At 39.8% G+C, this 14669-nt stretch carries 23 protein-coding genes; 15 read left to right on the top strand and 8 right to left on the bottom strand.

Features of this window, described 5'->3' with window-relative positions; all coding sequences use genetic code 11:
- Nucleotides 1–77: 77 nt before the first annotated feature.
- Nucleotides 78–242: a hypothetical protein gene (locus ACUVXA_RS06580; protein ID WP_445870451.1), complete on the bottom strand. Its 165-nt coding sequence runs from the start codon at nucleotides 240–242 to the stop codon at nucleotides 78–80.
- Nucleotides 243–393: 151 nt separating this feature from the next.
- On the opposite strand from ACUVXA_RS06580, the gene ACUVXA_RS06575 reads away from it, so the two are divergent.
- The 4 genes from ACUVXA_RS06575 (at nucleotide 394) to ACUVXA_RS06560 (ending at nucleotide 2148) form a co-directional block, all read left to right on the top strand.
- Nucleotides 394–1209 carry a type IV toxin-antitoxin system AbiEi family antitoxin domain-containing protein gene (locus tag ACUVXA_RS06575; RefSeq protein WP_445870450.1) on the top strand — a complete coding sequence of 272 codons (816 nt, stop codon included), beginning with the start codon at nucleotides 394–396 and terminating at the stop codon, nucleotides 1207–1209.
- Between the two features lie 64 nt (nucleotides 1210–1273).
- Nucleotides 1274–1447 carry a nucleotidyl transferase AbiEii/AbiGii toxin family protein gene (locus tag ACUVXA_RS06570; RefSeq protein ID WP_445870449.1) on the top strand — a complete coding sequence of 58 codons (174 nt, stop codon included), beginning with the start codon at nucleotides 1274–1276 and terminating at the stop codon, nucleotides 1445–1447.
- Nucleotides 1448–1495: 48 nt separating this feature from the next.
- Nucleotides 1496–1843, top strand: a complete 348-nt coding sequence (locus ACUVXA_RS06565) for a hypothetical protein (RefSeq protein WP_445870448.1) — start codon at nucleotides 1496–1498, stop codon at nucleotides 1841–1843.
- A 14-nt stretch (nucleotides 1844–1857) separates the two neighbouring features.
- Entirely contained in the window at nucleotides 1858–2148 is a 291-nt protein-coding gene (locus tag ACUVXA_RS06560; protein WP_445870447.1) for a hypothetical protein, read from the top strand.
- Between the two features lie 212 nt (nucleotides 2149–2360).
- On the opposite strand, the gene ACUVXA_RS06555 is transcribed toward ACUVXA_RS06560, so the two are convergent.
- Nucleotides 2361–2486 (bottom strand): hypothetical protein, encoded by a 126-nt coding sequence (locus tag ACUVXA_RS06555; protein WP_445870446.1) that lies wholly within the window; start codon nucleotides 2484–2486, stop codon nucleotides 2361–2363.
- Between the two features lie 140 nt (nucleotides 2487–2626).
- Here ACUVXA_RS06555 and ACUVXA_RS06550 point away from each other — a divergent pair, with 140 nt between their 5' ends.
- The 5 genes from ACUVXA_RS06550 to ACUVXA_RS06530 all read left to right on the top strand — a co-directional run bounded on the left by ACUVXA_RS06550 (nucleotide 2627) and on the right by ACUVXA_RS06530 (nucleotide 5438).
- On the top strand, nucleotides 2627–2860 hold the full coding sequence (locus ACUVXA_RS06550; protein ID WP_445870445.1) for a hypothetical protein: 234 nt from the start codon (nucleotides 2627–2629) through the stop codon (nucleotides 2858–2860).
- Entirely contained in the window at nucleotides 2833–3180 is a 348-nt protein-coding gene (locus ACUVXA_RS06545) for a type II toxin-antitoxin system VapC family toxin (RefSeq protein WP_445870444.1), read from the top strand. Before ACUVXA_RS06550 ends, ACUVXA_RS06545 begins: the two co-directional genes overlap by 28 nt.
- A gap of 168 nt (nucleotides 3181–3348) precedes the next feature.
- Entirely contained in the window at nucleotides 3349–3477 is a 129-nt protein-coding gene (locus ACUVXA_RS06540; protein ID WP_445870443.1) for a hypothetical protein, read from the top strand.
- A gap of 321 nt (nucleotides 3478–3798) precedes the next feature.
- A complete protein-coding gene (locus ACUVXA_RS06535; protein WP_445870442.1) occupies nucleotides 3799–4692 on the top strand; it encodes a cation diffusion facilitator family transporter in 894 nt (297 codons plus the stop codon).
- Nucleotides 4693–4973: 281 nt separating this feature from the next.
- On the top strand, nucleotides 4974–5438 hold the full coding sequence (locus ACUVXA_RS06530; protein ID WP_445870441.1) for a hypothetical protein: 465 nt from the start codon (nucleotides 4974–4976) through the stop codon (nucleotides 5436–5438).
- A gap of 355 nt (nucleotides 5439–5793) precedes the next feature.
- Here ACUVXA_RS06530 and ACUVXA_RS06525 read toward each other — a convergent pair whose 3' ends face one another.
- The gene (locus ACUVXA_RS06525) at nucleotides 5794–6882 is read right to left on the bottom strand and encodes a hypothetical protein (protein ID WP_445870440.1); all 1089 of its coding nucleotides are present in this window, start codon (nucleotides 6880–6882) and stop codon (nucleotides 5794–5796) included.
- Nucleotides 6883–7344: 462 nt separating this feature from the next.
- Here ACUVXA_RS06525 and ACUVXA_RS06520 point away from each other — a divergent pair, with 462 nt between their 5' ends.
- Complete coding sequence (locus tag ACUVXA_RS06520; protein WP_445870439.1) at nucleotides 7345–7629, top strand: hypothetical protein; 285 nt, start codon at nucleotides 7345–7347, stop codon at nucleotides 7627–7629.
- 1148 nt (nucleotides 7630–8777) lie between these two features.
- Here ACUVXA_RS06520 and ACUVXA_RS06515 read toward each other — a convergent pair.
- Both ACUVXA_RS06515 and ACUVXA_RS06510 read right to left on the bottom strand, forming a co-directional pair.
- Nucleotides 8778–8984, bottom strand: a complete 207-nt coding sequence (locus ACUVXA_RS06515; RefSeq protein WP_445870438.1) for a hypothetical protein — start codon at nucleotides 8982–8984, stop codon at nucleotides 8778–8780.
- Between the two features lie 192 nt (nucleotides 8985–9176).
- Nucleotides 9177–9452 (bottom strand): hypothetical protein, encoded by a 276-nt coding sequence (locus tag ACUVXA_RS06510; RefSeq protein ID WP_445870437.1) that lies wholly within the window; start codon nucleotides 9450–9452, stop codon nucleotides 9177–9179.
- Between the two features lie 221 nt (nucleotides 9453–9673).
- On the opposite strand from ACUVXA_RS06510, the gene ACUVXA_RS06505 reads away from it, so the two are divergent.
- The 4 genes from ACUVXA_RS06505 to ACUVXA_RS06490 all read left to right on the top strand — a co-directional run bounded on the left by ACUVXA_RS06505 (nucleotide 9674) and on the right by ACUVXA_RS06490 (nucleotide 11045).
- Nucleotides 9674–9793, top strand: a complete 120-nt coding sequence (locus ACUVXA_RS06505) for an antitoxin family protein (protein ID WP_445870453.1) — start codon at nucleotides 9674–9676, stop codon at nucleotides 9791–9793.
- Nucleotides 9794–9907: 114 nt separating this feature from the next.
- A complete protein-coding gene (locus ACUVXA_RS06500; RefSeq protein WP_445870436.1) occupies nucleotides 9908–10210 on the top strand; it encodes a hypothetical protein in 303 nt (100 codons plus the stop codon).
- Entirely contained in the window at nucleotides 10192–10581 is a 390-nt protein-coding gene (locus ACUVXA_RS06495; protein WP_445870435.1) for a type II toxin-antitoxin system VapC family toxin, read from the top strand. Before ACUVXA_RS06500 ends, ACUVXA_RS06495 begins: the two co-directional genes overlap by 19 nt.
- 221 nt (nucleotides 10582–10802) lie before the next feature.
- Nucleotides 10803–11045 carry a hypothetical protein gene (locus ACUVXA_RS06490; protein ID WP_445870434.1) on the top strand — a complete coding sequence of 81 codons (243 nt, stop codon included), beginning with the start codon at nucleotides 10803–10805 and terminating at the stop codon, nucleotides 11043–11045.
- Between the two features lie 146 nt (nucleotides 11046–11191).
- Here ACUVXA_RS06490 and ACUVXA_RS06485 read toward each other — a convergent pair whose 3' ends face one another.
- The 3 genes from ACUVXA_RS06485 to ACUVXA_RS06475 all read right to left on the bottom strand — a co-directional run bounded on the left by ACUVXA_RS06485 (nucleotide 11192) and on the right by ACUVXA_RS06475 (nucleotide 12693).
- Nucleotides 11192–11488 (bottom strand): hypothetical protein, encoded by a 297-nt coding sequence (locus ACUVXA_RS06485; RefSeq protein WP_445870452.1) that lies wholly within the window; start codon nucleotides 11486–11488, stop codon nucleotides 11192–11194.
- A gap of 150 nt (nucleotides 11489–11638) precedes the next feature.
- Complete coding sequence (locus ACUVXA_RS06480; protein WP_445870433.1) at nucleotides 11639–11839, bottom strand: hypothetical protein; 201 nt, start codon at nucleotides 11837–11839, stop codon at nucleotides 11639–11641.
- A gap of 536 nt (nucleotides 11840–12375) precedes the next feature.
- On the bottom strand, nucleotides 12376–12693 hold the full coding sequence (locus tag ACUVXA_RS06475; RefSeq protein WP_445870432.1) for a DUF6506 family protein: 318 nt from the start codon (nucleotides 12691–12693) through the stop codon (nucleotides 12376–12378).
- 311 nt (nucleotides 12694–13004) lie between these two features.
- Here ACUVXA_RS06475 and ACUVXA_RS06470 point away from each other — a divergent pair, with 311 nt between their 5' ends.
- Nucleotides 13005–14432 (top strand): acetate--CoA ligase family protein, encoded by a 1428-nt coding sequence (locus tag ACUVXA_RS06470; protein ID WP_445870431.1) that lies wholly within the window; start codon nucleotides 13005–13007, stop codon nucleotides 14430–14432.
- Nucleotides 14433–14669 lie beyond the last annotated feature (237 nt).

Here is a 14669-nt window from a genome sequence, read left to right as displayed (position 1 = left end):
TTGAGGCATTGTGCCTCTCCGCTCTTGCAGACGTTTTGTGTGTGTCTCCGCTCAAACTGGTGGTGGCGAGGGCGTGGTTAGGCAGCGTTTAAGTCGTGGTCCGCCTTTGGAAGGAAACCTTTGCTTTGCCCAGCAGTGGTTCCTTTTAGCGGATTTTTGTTCTCCACGCTGATTGCCGACTTGGTTCTCGTGGGCAGGGTTGTAGCCTTGTATTGGACATCTCTGCGGATGTTTAGGTTCATGATTAAAGTCCAAGAATGGTATTATTTATCATTAAATCTTTCTACTGTTGTGAACCCTTCTCTTATACCGCTCCATGATTTTATTAAAATTTAATTTTGTATCCTACTTGATGGTAGATAACTTTAAATTTTTATAAAAAAATTATTGATTATGGTTAGCAAAACTGAGAGGCTTTATCTTGAGTTACTTGCTTCGGGAGTTGTTGCCTTTGAGGACATAGTGGACAAGTTGGGTGATATTACTGGTAAGTCTTATGATGCTAAATATGTTTATTCGAAATATGTTGGAAGGCTGATGGAAGAGGGGAAATTGGCCAGGATTAGGAGGGGTCTTTATGCTGTTGTTCCCCCTCTTGAGAAGCCTGAGGAATACCTGCCGGATAAGTTTCTTGTTGGTTCTAGGATCAGGGAAAGGTATTATTTGGGTTATCATACGGCTCTTGAATTTTATGGTTGTGCTTATTCTTTTTTCAATGAGGTTTACGTCGTGGTGGGGAAGAGTGGCAGGTTTGATGCTTTTTATTATAAGAACCTTAGGTTTAGGCCTGTTTTTTTGGAAGATTTGAACCTAGGGGTTGAGGAGAAAAGGTATTTGAATCAGGTTATTAGGGTGAGTTCGAAGGAGAGGACATTTGTGGATTGTGTGGATAGGGTTGAGTATGCGGGTGGCTGGGTGGAGGCTTTGAAGAGTCTTCAGAGTTTGAGTGGGGTTAGCTTTGATAAGCTGTTTGTTGTTTTATCCTTGTACAACAAGGATTTTCTATTTAGAAAGGTTGGGTTTATTTTGGAGTTTTTGAGGGAGACCTCAGTGTTCTATGAAAATGTAAGTGGGGAGTTGTCGGAAAGTATTAGGGAAAGAGTGGGGAAAACTCCTATGTATTTGGAGAAAAATAGTTCTTTGTACTATGATAGGAACTGGAATCTCTATGTTCCGAGAGATTTCAAGTCTTTGGTGAGGGGGGTGTGAGATGTCTTACGCTAAAAAGAGTTTGGAGAGTTTACGTTCTAAATATGGTTTTAGTATAAGATAGTTGGAGAAGGTTCTGAGAATTTCTGATTTACTGGAGGACATTTTTAGTGTTGGGTTTTTGAAGGATAGGTTGTCACTTTATGGTGGTTCTGCTCTGAACTTCGTCTATTTAGGAATTCCTAGGATTTCTGTTGATTTAGACTTCAATTACCGTCATGTTGGGAGAAGGGACTAGGGTAGGGTTAGAGAAGATGTGGAGGGAAGGATAAAGGTGATTCTGTTTTTGAGAAACTATAAGGATGAAAATATTAGGATAAATCCTAGCTATCCTTTGTGCAGGTTTGATGTTTCTTACGAGAATTGTGTGGGCTCGGAAGATGATTTCAGGATTGAGATAGGCTACATTAGACGGTATCCGATTCTAAAAAGTGACTATGAAGCGGATTTCTTCCATGTAGGAAGGGATGAATCTTTCAAAGTGAAAACTCCGATTAGGGAAGAGCTTTTTGCGAATAATTCTGCTTGTGTCTTTTCAGAGCTTTACCTAGAGATGTGTATGATGTGTACAGGATTTCTCAGCAGGATTTTGATGGAGAAATTTTCAGGAAGTGTTGTGTTATTGAAAGTTTAATGGTGGGAAAGCGTTTGGATAAGATAGACTTAACTAGTATAAATTTAGTTTCCTTAGATACTCGTCTTGCAAATCTTTTAAGAACAGGTGAAAAACCCAACTTTAATGAGGTTAAAAGCAGAGTAATAGAGTTTGCAAAAGAGGTTACGAACAGATTAACAAGCAAAGAAATTGAACTCATTGATGATTTTTTCAGAGAAAAGAAGTTTACTCCAGAAATTATAGACGCGAAAATATTCCACCCCAAGCTAAAGGAAAACCCCGCTATTAAGTGGATTCTAAAATCGGGATTTAGCCACTCCTAAACCTATCCTATGGGTGCGTATTTATTGTCATAGGTTGCATTTCTCAATATTCTAAACCATCTTGCAAAATAAAATTTTTGCGTCTAACTTTGCTTTTTCTAACTTAAATTTGTGGAAAGAGGCTTTCTGCCCTTGGTAATTACTTTCTGACCGATATTTGAGAATCTTGTTTAAACTGCTTGTGTTTTGATATCTTAAATGGTTCTGCTGCTTTACTGTAAAAATGTGATAATCGCAGAGTCTAGAACCATTTTCATAGAATTGTAAGTGTAAGCTAGTAGGGTGACGAATTTTTCTATGCCAATAATGCCTTCCATTATTCTCTCATTAAATTTCATAAATTCTGCCTTCGATATAATTATTTTAGGCCCGCAATTTTAAACTCTATGTACTAAAAAGAGTTAGAGTATTTACATTTCAAGTGTGGTTTCCTTGACTAAAAAAGGCATTTATACTACTTTTTCCACTTATATCCACTATGACCACGAAATCTATTAAGCTGAGTGAGGAGAACTACAAGAAACTTGTTGAGTTGGCTGGCAGGCTACGGGCTGAGTGGAAAAGGTCTGTCTCGATTGAGGACGCAATAAAATATCTAATGAGAAGGAAGATCAGTGATCTTGCTGGTTCTTGGGACATTAGCGATGAAAAGGTTCGAGAAATCAATGAGTCTCTGAGGAAAGTGTGGAGCTCGTGGAGACGCTCTGCTTAGGCACCGTCATTCTAATAGATTTTCTGAGGGGCAAGATTAGAGATAGAATCGAGCAGCTCGAGGAAGAATTCCAGCTTACAACAACCACGATAAATTTGTTCGAACTATACTATGGTGCGTACAAAACAAAGAAGGAGAGAAATGTAAAATCCGTAGATGAGTTAGCTGAAAGGCTTGAAGCACTTGGGTTTAAAGATAAATCGGCAAAACTCTCGGGAGAGATAATGACCGAGTTGGAGAAAACGGATCAAGTTGTGGATTTTAGAGATGTTATGGTTGCGGGAATATTATTAGAAAACGATGTTAAATTGTACACCTAGAACGTGAAGCATTTTGAGAGGATTAGAGGAATAAAATTGTATCGAAACTAATTTGACCACATCCATTTAGAAAGGGTAATAAGCCTGAAATTAGGAGTTTTCCTGTTATTTTTGTTCGTTAGTTAGGTGATGGTTTGTTGTTTTTTACCGTATACGGGAAGTATATGCTTGTATTTTGCTTACAAGTTTCCCCGAAAAGAAGCGTTTTTAAGTCCCGAAACAAGCGGAATAAACAACCACATAGTTAACGAGAAACACATGAACAAATTAGTAGAAAGGGTGGTGCACATGTTCTAAAAGCACATGGTTGCCCAAAATAAGGGTCATTCCAGACCACTCACCGGCTGAAAAATGCGCCCCACACACCTTTCACATACGGGGGCAAAATAAAATGATACAACCTTTGCAAAAACCGTTCTCCAGCTACGGAGATTGAAAGTTTTTTAACCTACTTTCCGCACATTTGGTTTATTTTTTCCCTGTTTTTGTGGGATTCGTAAGCCGCTCTTGTAGTAGTCGGTGTAAGTGAAAATCTGAGTTGGCAATGTGGGTATTGTGAAGGAAACCTAAATATACCATTGTTATTAATTCTGTTATGGAAGTTTTGGAGCGGTTTAAATGACAGAGGGAGCTAGTGAAAGTCGCGGTTTAATATTTGCCTTGGGCAGCTACCTAACGTTGTTAGTTTTGTATATGGTGGCGTTCATTTGGACGAATGTTCTTGTGTTGTTCGCAAAGGGTCTTGATACGTTGAGTGATGTTTTGATTTCTCTCTTTCTTTTGCTTGCTCTCTACTGGTCTCGGAAACCGCCGGACGAGTCTCACATGTTTGGCCACGGGAGGGCTCAGAATGTGGCGGCGCTGGTTGCAGCTACGATTTTTATTTCCTTGATAAGCTTGGAGCTGTTTCGAGAAGCTATTCCGAAATTATTCGATCCTTTTGTTTTCGAATTCCATGACACAAATCTGGCTTTGATCGTGGCGGTGGTGGGCATGGCTGTGAACACTGCTCCCCTCGTATACCTTTTAAGGGTGAGGGGGAGAGGTGCTTCGGCAAAGGCGCAGTTGTTTGGTCTTTTCTCAGATGAGATTTCTTACGTGGCTGCGATAATAGGTATAATTCTTGCTGGGTGGGGATATTACTGGGCTGACCCGGTGGCGTCCATGATCATAGCCGCCATAATCGCTGTCGGTGGTTTGCAGCTCTTTAGGCTAAACTTTCACTACCTCGTGGGTAGGGCGCCTGAAATGTCTTTGCTGGAGAAAGTGGAGTCAACGGCGAAGTCGGTGGAGGGTGTTTTGGGTATCCATGACTTAAGGGCTGAGTATATAGGTCCAGACATCATTTACACCGGTTTCCACATAGTGGTTGATGAGGACCTCTCGGTAAGAGAAGCAGACAGAATAGCGGAAGAGGTCAAAAGAAGAGTGCATCAAGAGACCGCCTGTGAACTCTGCGTAATACACGTAGACCCTGCAGATGATTCAACCGAAGAAAACCCGGAGAGCTAGAATCTTCCATCATCTCTTTTGTATCCTCTAAACAAAAGAATGTAGAGCGTTTTTTAAAGGTTGTAGTGAATCTGAAATTTAATGGCTTAATTTTCAAGACAGTAGCATAAATTGCAGCAGTCTTGGTTAAAGATGTTATAAAGTTTTAATTTTTTCAGATTTATGGTATTTCTTAAAAAGTTACTATTTCTCGCCAGAGTTTGAACGTTGGAAAAAGTTATAATTAAAACGGAAGCATTAATAATTTATAACTACTCTTTTAATTATTAGTGGTGTTGTCTGTGACTGGTGTGTTGGCTATAGCCGCTTCGGTAATAACTCTATTTCTCTTTGCTTTCAAGCTGTGCGAATACTTCGAGTCCGAGACGATTAAAGCCCTAGAGAGAATAAACGAACTTGAGAGCTGGAGAAACGAGGTGAACTCCATCAAAGGCGAGGTAGCGGACGCGGTGAATAGCTACGAGTATTTGATTGAGATTTATAACAATTACCGACTCTTATGGATTCTAATTCCAAACTTGTTACTGGCGATTTCAATCATCGCCGCAGTTCCCTATGCTATCTCCTTTTTTAATAATCCTCCACTACTCGTGCCCTGGATATTTTTCTACCTGCTTGGCACAGTGATTCCTCTAATTGGGATGATCATGGCAGTGACCAAACAGCCTACAAGAAAATACCTGGAAGTAAAGAGAAGATACATGGAAAGAACCCGATCCTCAAAAGCAGTCCACTACACGGAATAAATTGTTGTCTCCGAAAGAAAAGAAACGAAGAATAGGGTTGATCTTCTTCTGTGCGGAAATAAAAATTTAAACATGCTTAACTAAGAAATAGGCATCAACTCAACAATTTTTGAAGAGAAGTGATTTTTATACTAATTAGTGTTCACGCTCACAGAGCACACAAAAAATTGGTCAGATACCTTCCGGAATTTTTGAGGAAAAAAACTGAGAATGTTGAGGGTGCTCAAGGAGTATTAGAGGCGCTAAGAAATGCTCATTGTTGATGCTTCCGTTTCAGTGTCTGTAACTACCGCATAGAACCATATCTTTCTTTAATGTATTTTCTAGATAGGTGAAGTATCGTACTTTGGATCTCTTATTTTGGTTTCCTCTGAGGTTTGACTTTAGGTGCTTTAATGATTTCCCTGTAGGCTTCGCCTATCATTTTCCACAGCTTGGGGGCTCTGTCTGAGGAGAGTATGCTTCCTTCTCCGGCTCGGTAGGGCCAGGCAAATATGGAATCTACTTTCTTTTCTTTGGCGATTTCTATGCCTTTTACTATTTCTTCTTCTCTTCCTTTGGGAATGTTGAAGGCTTGCACCCAGGCTTGGGTTTTCTTTCTGTGCTTTTTAGCTAGTTCTATTAGGTTGTCTAGTGTTTCTTTGTACCAGTTTATTCCTTCTTGGAAGCCGGATGGGATTAAGCCGTATTGTGAGAACGCTACCCAGTAGGGGTCGGTGGAGAGCATGTCTATGTTCTGGAGTGTTGCCACTTGTTCCCAGTTTGTGATGCCTATTAGGGGGTGGCTCATGGGTAGTAGGCATACACAGACCCCTTTTTTGGGGTCAGTCTTCTTTACGGCTTGGCTGATTTCGTCTAGGAATTCGATAATCTTATCCTGCCGGAATTGTTCCACGTCATCGGTCATTTCGGTGGGCATCTGGTACCCGTACTGGTCTTTGAAGAGTTTCTGGCATAGTTCGCAGGCGCAGGCCCAGTCGTCTAACTCCAGTATCTCGATGGTGCCCGTTTCCACTCTCCAGAAAGATGCGTAGTGGGGCTCGTCCCAGAAGAAGTAGTCGGTTTCGGTTTCTTGAGCCATTTTCTCTATGTTTTTCACCATGTATTGTCGGAACTCTGGAGTGTTGAAGCAGGCTGAGGGTAAACTTTTCCCGGTTTTAGATGATATTTGCCTGAGGTCTGCGTGGTTTTGTAGGAATACGCTGGTGGGTTCTCCCCCAAAGATTTTGCCCCAAGCCCAGGGGTCAACATAAACTTTTAACCCATGGTTTTTTGCTTCTTGGATGAGTTTTTTGACGTTGGGGTGCCAGAACCAGGCGTCGAACTCTGACCAGCCTAGGAGGACGGCGTTGCAGCCGTATTCTATCATCTCCTCGAAGTCTTGGACTGCTCGGTCTGGGTACATGACGCCGTAGTATGCTACACCGGTTTCTTCTACGCTCATTTTGCTTCCCTCGGATACAGAATTTTTCTTCTTTTTCATATAAAGGTTTAGGCTGTTCTATCTTAACTAACCGATCGATATATTAAAAATTCTGTTTTTCGATTTTTTTTGAAGTGTTGAGGGAAAAGAGTACTGGTACGGGGTGGCGGGGAGGTTCATTAATCACGATCTCGATTTGTGGGGGTAGGCTTTAATTCTTGAGAAAAGGCTGACCTTGTTTGTTTTTCTGAAGGCGTGATACAATAGGTATGTTTTTTGTGTGGGGTGTATGTGTTTTTGTTTTTTGGCTGCTGGTAAAGAAGTTGTTATGTTTCATTTTTCTCGATTTCAAGACTTAATATGGAAGTTTCGCAAAACACTTCCAAATAATCAAACACCAAAGATGCGTACCTGCTACATTGTGCCTTTTCTAAAAGCCGTAACAGTTATATAACATGCTTGAGTCTTAGGGCATGTTGCCTTATGGAGTTCGGGAAACGTGTTATTGTAGCATCGGTTTTGTTGGGCGTATCTCTGTATATTTTGTTGCCCTCTCCCGAGGAAATAATTATTCATCCTGCTTTGGGACTACTTTTGTCACAGGTTTTCGTTCTTCCCTACTTTTCCGGAATTATTCTATCGGTCACCATATATCGTGTAGTAGGCGTTGGATGCCTTCTATTTGCTTTACTTTTGGGTGGGGGACCCATATACCAAAAACTAAAAACTCGCTTCAAAGGAACCGAGATTGAGGAACCCGTGACTTAAATCCACTGAAAAACAAGCTGTCCAAGAGATGTATTTCCTTTTTCAAAAGCAGACTGTAAGCTGCGCTTTGGTAGTTTTTTGAGAACTAGGTTACTGACATACTTCCCGCCCTGAAGTTCTACACGAACCGGATGACCTCCGAAAGCCTAAAAACCTCTGCTCCGGTGGAATGGAAGCCGTCCTAAAAGCCTTGAGGGAGACCACTGGAAACTAGAAGAGAAGGCGGAAGCGGACTGGTAAGTGGTCTCAAGTTACGAAGGAGGAGCAGATTAAAAATATGGATAAATTTTAGTTCAACTTTTTTGAAGAAAAAATATCCTCAGCTTACCCATTGCCGAGGAAGAGTTCTACAGATTGGTATATGTTAAAATTAAAGCCGATGTGATACCTATTAATTTATTTGCTATTTTATTCTTATCTTTATGCAATGAAGATACAAAAAGAGGATTATACTGGTTCGCCTTTATTTGAGATATTTTCTATAGAAGATTGATAATGGTTTTTGATTTACTGGTTTACGGATCCTTATTTCTTCGTATTCATTTTGTTTTCTATTTGATAATTGATTTGATCCATTCTTGTACCTGTTTAATTTTCAGATCTGGGTTATAGAGTCGTATGGGGCCTTGGTGGTTCGGTAGATCTTTTATGGTTGTTAACGTGAACTCTAGTTTGAGTCTCTTAACCAAATCGTGAAAAGCGTCTGCGTCAAGGTATTCTTTAATGACGTATTTTTTTGGATTTGGATCTATTAGGGCTATGAGGTCAGCTCTATCTTTTATTACTTTCCCGCGGAGGATTTCTGCTTTGGCTGGCTCAATTATTGTTCCTCTGGTTTTAAGGTCGTAGGCTCTGTCTCTTGTAGCTTTTATTTTGTATAGAAGCAGAAGAGGTTTACTTGGAATGAAGCATATAGCATCTTCTTCTAGTTTAACTTCTCTCTGATGCTTTTTCTCTGCTGTAAGTGAATAGGGTAGTAGCCTCTCGGGGTCTTCATGGAAGATACCGGGTTTTGGATCCTCAAACGTGCATGCGTCGATTTCTGTGTAGCCGATAGTCCTGCCCTTTTTGAATACTGGTTTTCTGGAAGTAATTTCAAGTCCAAGCGGATCTTTTGTTATGAACTCGTAACTATGAGTTCTTTAATATCACTCAATTATGTCCATAAATCGTCCTTGGTAGCTTTCGCCTACTATGTCAATGTCGATTGAGCCAAAGTAGGAGTTATAAAAGTAGACCGCCCATCCACCTATTATGGTTGGTATCGGGCCAAAAAAGGAGAACCACTTCAAAAGTGACACGAGTTCCTTATAAGAGTCTTCTACTATGATTTCAAATTGTTGTTTGCTGTTCACTTCTTATCATCTCATAAAGCTTTGATGCTGCGTCTCTACCTGCTGAGCCTAGACAGAAGAGGTCGATAACTACCTGTATTGGGTCAACTACATTAGTATTATCTATGGTTCTAACATTTTTCAGAATATCTGGATAGTCTATATCAAGTACTTCTACGGTGAATGGTCTGCGACTTTTGGGTAATAGTTGGCTTAATTGTTTTGGATTACTTGTGTACGTATGGATTTTGGAAAGGTTATGTAGTAAGCGAGATAGCGGTTTAAACCGGAAAAAGCTGTTAATGCATACTTCAATCGTGCTTCTAGACAGATACCTCGTATAATATTTTCTGCTAATGCTATCTCTGTAAGTTCAAGTCGAACGGTTGCTTTAAGAAGTCGTTGAAGAGGACGTTGCCAAGATAGAAGATCAAGAAGCACATAAGGTTCCTCAAGCTCGATTCTACGCCATTTTCCCTTTCCTACCATACCCGCCTCATAAAGGGAATTGGCAACATCGTTTATCCAACCGATTGAAATCCCGAGATCTCGGTGGATTTGACGTTGATAAGTAATAGGATGCTCCAGCAAGTACTTAGTTATACGGAAAGCTTGAGGTGAAGATAATTTCACAGACAATCTTATTTCACAAAGACTTTATAGGCCAAAGCCATATCTAAAAGTTCGGTAAATAGTGAAATGTTCGGTAAATAGCGAACATTCTAAGGATAAGTAAATTTATAGAATTTATATATAAAAATGGGATTTTCAAACTTCTCAAAAAAGTGAGGTTGAAGGAGGGAGATTTTGTTAAGACTACTCAAATTTAGGTTAACCCAGGGTTTGGTGTGGCGGGCTTGTAAATCTAATAAAGTCCCATTGGAATTTGTTTGAGGGCCATGTCAAGTTTTAATCTTTAAACCAAACTCTGAGAACCTCTTGTCTTGTTCAAAAGCACCTCAAACTTTTTGACGAGAAAAGATATTTATACTACTTTAACTACTTTATCCACTATGACCACTAAATCTATTAAGCTGAGTGAGGAGACCTACAAGAAACTTGTTGAGGTGGCTGGCAGGCTGCAGGCTGAGTGGAAAAGGTCTGTCTCGATTGAGGACGCAATAAAATATCTGATGAGAAGGAAGATTAGTGATCTTGCTGGTTCTTGGGATGTTAGCGACGAAGAGGTTCGAGAAATCAAGGAGTCTCTGAGGAAGGGGTGGAGAGCGTGGAGACGCTATGCTTAGACACCGACATCCTAATAGATTTTCTGAGAGGAAAAATTAGAGATAGAATCAAGCAACTCGAAGAAGAATTCCAGCTTACCACAACCACAATAAATCTGTTCGAACTATACTATGGTGCGTACAAAACAAAGAAAGAGAGAAATGTAAAATCCGTAGATGAGTTGGCTATAAGGCTTGAAGCACTTGGATTTACAGACGAATCGGCAAAACTATTGGGAGGGATAATGACCGAGTTGGAGAAAACGGGTCAAGTTGTGGATTTTAGAGACGTTATGATTGCTGGAATAGTACTGGAAAACGATGTCAAATTGTACACCAAGAACGTGAAGCATTTTGAGAGGATTAAAGGAATAAAATTGTACCGAGATTAGCTGGACGAAAACAAGACCTCACAGAGCGAAACACGTAATGTAAGTAAGAATCCCAGAGTTACTCTCCAAGCAAGTTTAGAAATAGATTCTCAATTCCCCATATATGGAATTACAAGAAGTGGAAGTAAAGGATAGTAAAGCCACGCCAAAACTCTAAAAATAAATTTACAAACATAAAAAAATTGAAAAATATAGTCAGCATCTCGGCCATATACGTCTTAATGGTGGCAGAACTGTTACCGAAAAAGGATTATGGTATTAAAGAGTTGCCTAACTGTGTTGTCGGAATAAAAATTGATGATGAATGGAAGATTATAAATCTGACATTTAATCAAGGGTTGAAATCAATATTTCCAGTTTCAACCTTTGAAAATCCAAAGTGGTGGAAAGATACAATACCAATAAGTAAGAAATTTATGGAAATTAAAGTCTTTAGATCTATTGGTATTCTGAGAAATTTTTAGAGTTTTGTGTCTTTTCGTTGGTTATTTCGTTGGTTATTTTTGTAAAATTTAATTTTATATCCTATTTTATGATAGATAATTTTAAACAATTATAAGAATGGAGAGAATGTGGTTAGTAAAACAAAGAAGCTTAAGTTTATAATGATTTAGGGTTTTATCATTATAACTGAGGATAGTCCTCTGAAGTGTTCATCGCCTGTTACGATAACGGCTTCGCGTAATAGAGTGGTAGAGTATATTATGGAGTCTGCTAGTCCCCAACCCTCTCTTTGTTTCCTCATGTCTTGATTGATTTCTGCAGCTTTCAAAGCTATGTCTGTTGTCAGTTCTGCTGTTTCAGAAGTATTTATCATAAAGTTTATTTTTTCTTTTGCTCCATTTGGGTTTTCGGCTCCCGATTCTATCAATCGAAGTAATTTGTTGTAAACCTCGGCTAATACAATGGTCGGTAGTATCGTCTAGGTTGACTCTATGTATTTCTGTGCTGCTATTCCTTCATTGCTTCCTTTAAAGTATTCAAACCATGCGTACTAATCTATAACGTATTTTTTAACAGATATTTGAGAACCTCGCCCCATGTATTTGTCATCCCGCTATTCATGGAATTTTACTCTGTCTTCTTCGGTGAATGATGGAAGTTTGGTATTGGAGGCAAACATTGATGCTCTAGGTGTTTTTTCAACTATTTCTGTTCCTGTTTTGCGTTTCTCTATTTCGTAGAGGAGTTCGTCAAGCTTTTTTGATATTTCAATTATGTGCTTTCTTATTTCCCTCAGTTCAGCTTCAACGTTCATATCCTAAAATACGGAAGACAATTTATTAATTCTTTCTCCTGGATTCAAGAAAAAAGGTACAAAGGAGGAGCAGATTAAGAATATGAGAAAATTCGTTGAGCTTAACCTCAATTTGTGGAAGGAAGTTTTCAATCTTGAAAAAAAGTACGCCTAGTTTTAAATTTTAGTAAAGGACATAATATCTATGGGAAACTTGAGAAGAGATGTGTTATGACTGGGAAACGGACTCCTATCTGAGAGGATAAACCGGAAAAGAAAAGGAAAGGTTTATACAAAAATCCTTGGGTTGATTTGTGGTTAGGTGGTCATGTAAAAGCCGTTATGAAGTTTGCCGGGATGCTGGGCGCAAAGAAGGTTGCTAAGAAGTATGGTAAAATACTGGGTGCAGAGATAGACGAAGGGGATTAATTCCTTTATGAATTCAATCTCGATTTAGAGAATGAGGCTTTCTTGAGGAAATAATTTTTCTTGAGGAAATATATGCCTAGTTTTAGAGTGTTTTCCTCTGTTGATTCGGTTTTCACGTTTTTTCACTTTTATGAAAACCAGCCTTCTCTTTGCATTACCTCTATTGCAATCCTGGTGCCTGGGCCGTCTCCCCTTGCTACGTTAACGCTGACTTTTTCTCCAACCGTTTCCACAATCTTTGCGATGTCTTTGTGTGTGAATCCGGGGCAGAGCATGATTGCGTGAATGCCCTCTTTTTCTACGAGATTTTTGCACTCGTTAAGTGCTTCATTTTGGTTCTTGACCACCACCACGAAAAGTTTGTACTTGCCCGTTTCAACCACACCCTGGTGTTTCTGCGGATCAGCATCTGGGGCATGGGCGAGGAAGGCCGCTTTAAACGCCATAAAAACCATCTCCCATTTAGTTGACAATTCTATAGTAAAAATTGTGTAATTCTTAATTCATTCATTTATATAAGTTTTGAGTAATTTTTAGGAATAGCTTGTAGGTAATTATTTCAGGTTATTAGGTTTGGAAAATGGGAAAATTGTTATTTTAACACTTCTTCTCTTGCACCAAAGAATTTTTATGTCTGTAATATTTTTTTAGAATATCGGCTGAATCATCAAGTTGTTCAGTTGTAATAGCAGTATCTTAATCTTATGTGACAAGAGGTTCTAGGGTAAGGAAGTGTTAAAGTCGGAGTTTAAACTTAATGTGGTTGAGGCAGATGGTTTCGAGTAGAAATCTTGACGTGGTTTTTTATCCCCGGTCAGTTGCGCTTATAGGTGCTTCCAAAGAAGTTGGCTTTTACATAGACCCCATTTCTGCTTCAAGGTTAAGGGAAAAGTTTTTCCTGGTTAATCCCAGGTCCAGTGAGATTTCGGGTTTGAAGTGTTATCCTAGCATTTTGGATGTCCCGGAGCCTGTGGATTACGCTATTTTTGCGGTTCCGGCAAAGATTGTGCCCGAAGCCTTGGAGGACTGTGGAAGGAAGGGTGTTAGGGTGGCTCACATATATTCTTCGGGTTTCAGTGAAACCGGGCTTGAGGAGGGTAAAATGCTTGAGGAAGAAGTTTTAAAAATTGCTAAAAATTATGGGATTAGAGTTATCGGCCCGAACTGTATGGGGGTCTACTGTCCGGAATCCGGCTTGTTCTTTGCACACAACTTGCCCTCTGAGGTGGGTTCGGTGGCGTTCGTGTCTCAGAGTGGGGGTCAAGCGGTGAACTTCGTTTTTGAGGGCGTGTCACATGGTTTTAGTTTTAGTAAGGTTGTGAGTTATGGTAATGCTTTGGATGTGGATTTTGTGGAGCTTGTGGATTATCTGGCTGAGGATCCGAAAACCAGTATTATCGGGGCTTACGTTGAGGGTTTAAGAAAAACTGAGGGCCTACTCGAAACTTTGAAAAATGCTTCGGAAAAAAAGCCTTTAGTGATTCTTAAGGGTGGAAAAACAGGGGATGGAGCTCGAGCCGCAGCCTCTCACACCGGTGTTCTGGCCGGTTCAGCCAAAATCTGGGAGGGTTTCCTGAAGCAGGTTAAAGCGGTGAGTGTTGATACTTTTGAGGATATGGCTGATGCCATTGTGGGTTTTCTCTATGCCTTTCCACCAAAAGGTAGGGGAGTGAGCATAGTCACCACTTCGGGCGGTTCTGCCGTTATTCACACGGATTTGTGTGTCAAGGTGGGATTAAATGTTCCCAGCTTCTCCGAGGAAACACAGGGGGCGCTTAGAAAGATTATTCCCATAGCTGGGGCAAGCATAAGAAATCCTCTGGATGCTTGGATGGCCTTTCAGGGAGGCATACTGCCCGAAGCCTTAAACACAGTATCCCAGGACGAATATATACATTCACTGATCATTGAGCTTCAACCCGGAGGATTTAAAGTGTACACCGCCAGAGACCCAAGCGCTGTGGATAAGTTTACATTAATTTTGGGTGAAACCTGTAAAAAAATCATGAATGAGCACGGTAAACCTACCATGATAGTTGTAACAAAAAGCATCTACTCTGAATTTGAAGCAAAAATCAAGAACACTTTTCAAAATATGAATCTACCAGTTTACCAATCAATCTATGACGCAGCAAAAGCCCTCTCAAAACTATACCAACACCAGTTAAGCAGAGAAGTAAGATAACAGAGATGGTTTTCGATCTTGAGAAAAAATATCTCTAGTTTTAAACTTTATAAAATAAATTTTATTGAAAAAAGATCCACCCAGTTTTTAATTTTTTCTTAATTGTCTATTTATAGTTTTCATCCCCAAATGCTGTGTTGTATAATTTATGAATTTTTAATTTGCTTATTAAGTAATTAAAAAATGTAGAAGTTAGGGACATTTGTCACCCCTTGCTGTTAATTGGTAGGATGTCCT

Source organism: Candidatus Jordarchaeum sp. (assembly GCF_052745115.1).
Note: the sequence above shows the minus strand (reverse complement) of the source record. Positions and strands in the feature narration are given on the sequence as shown.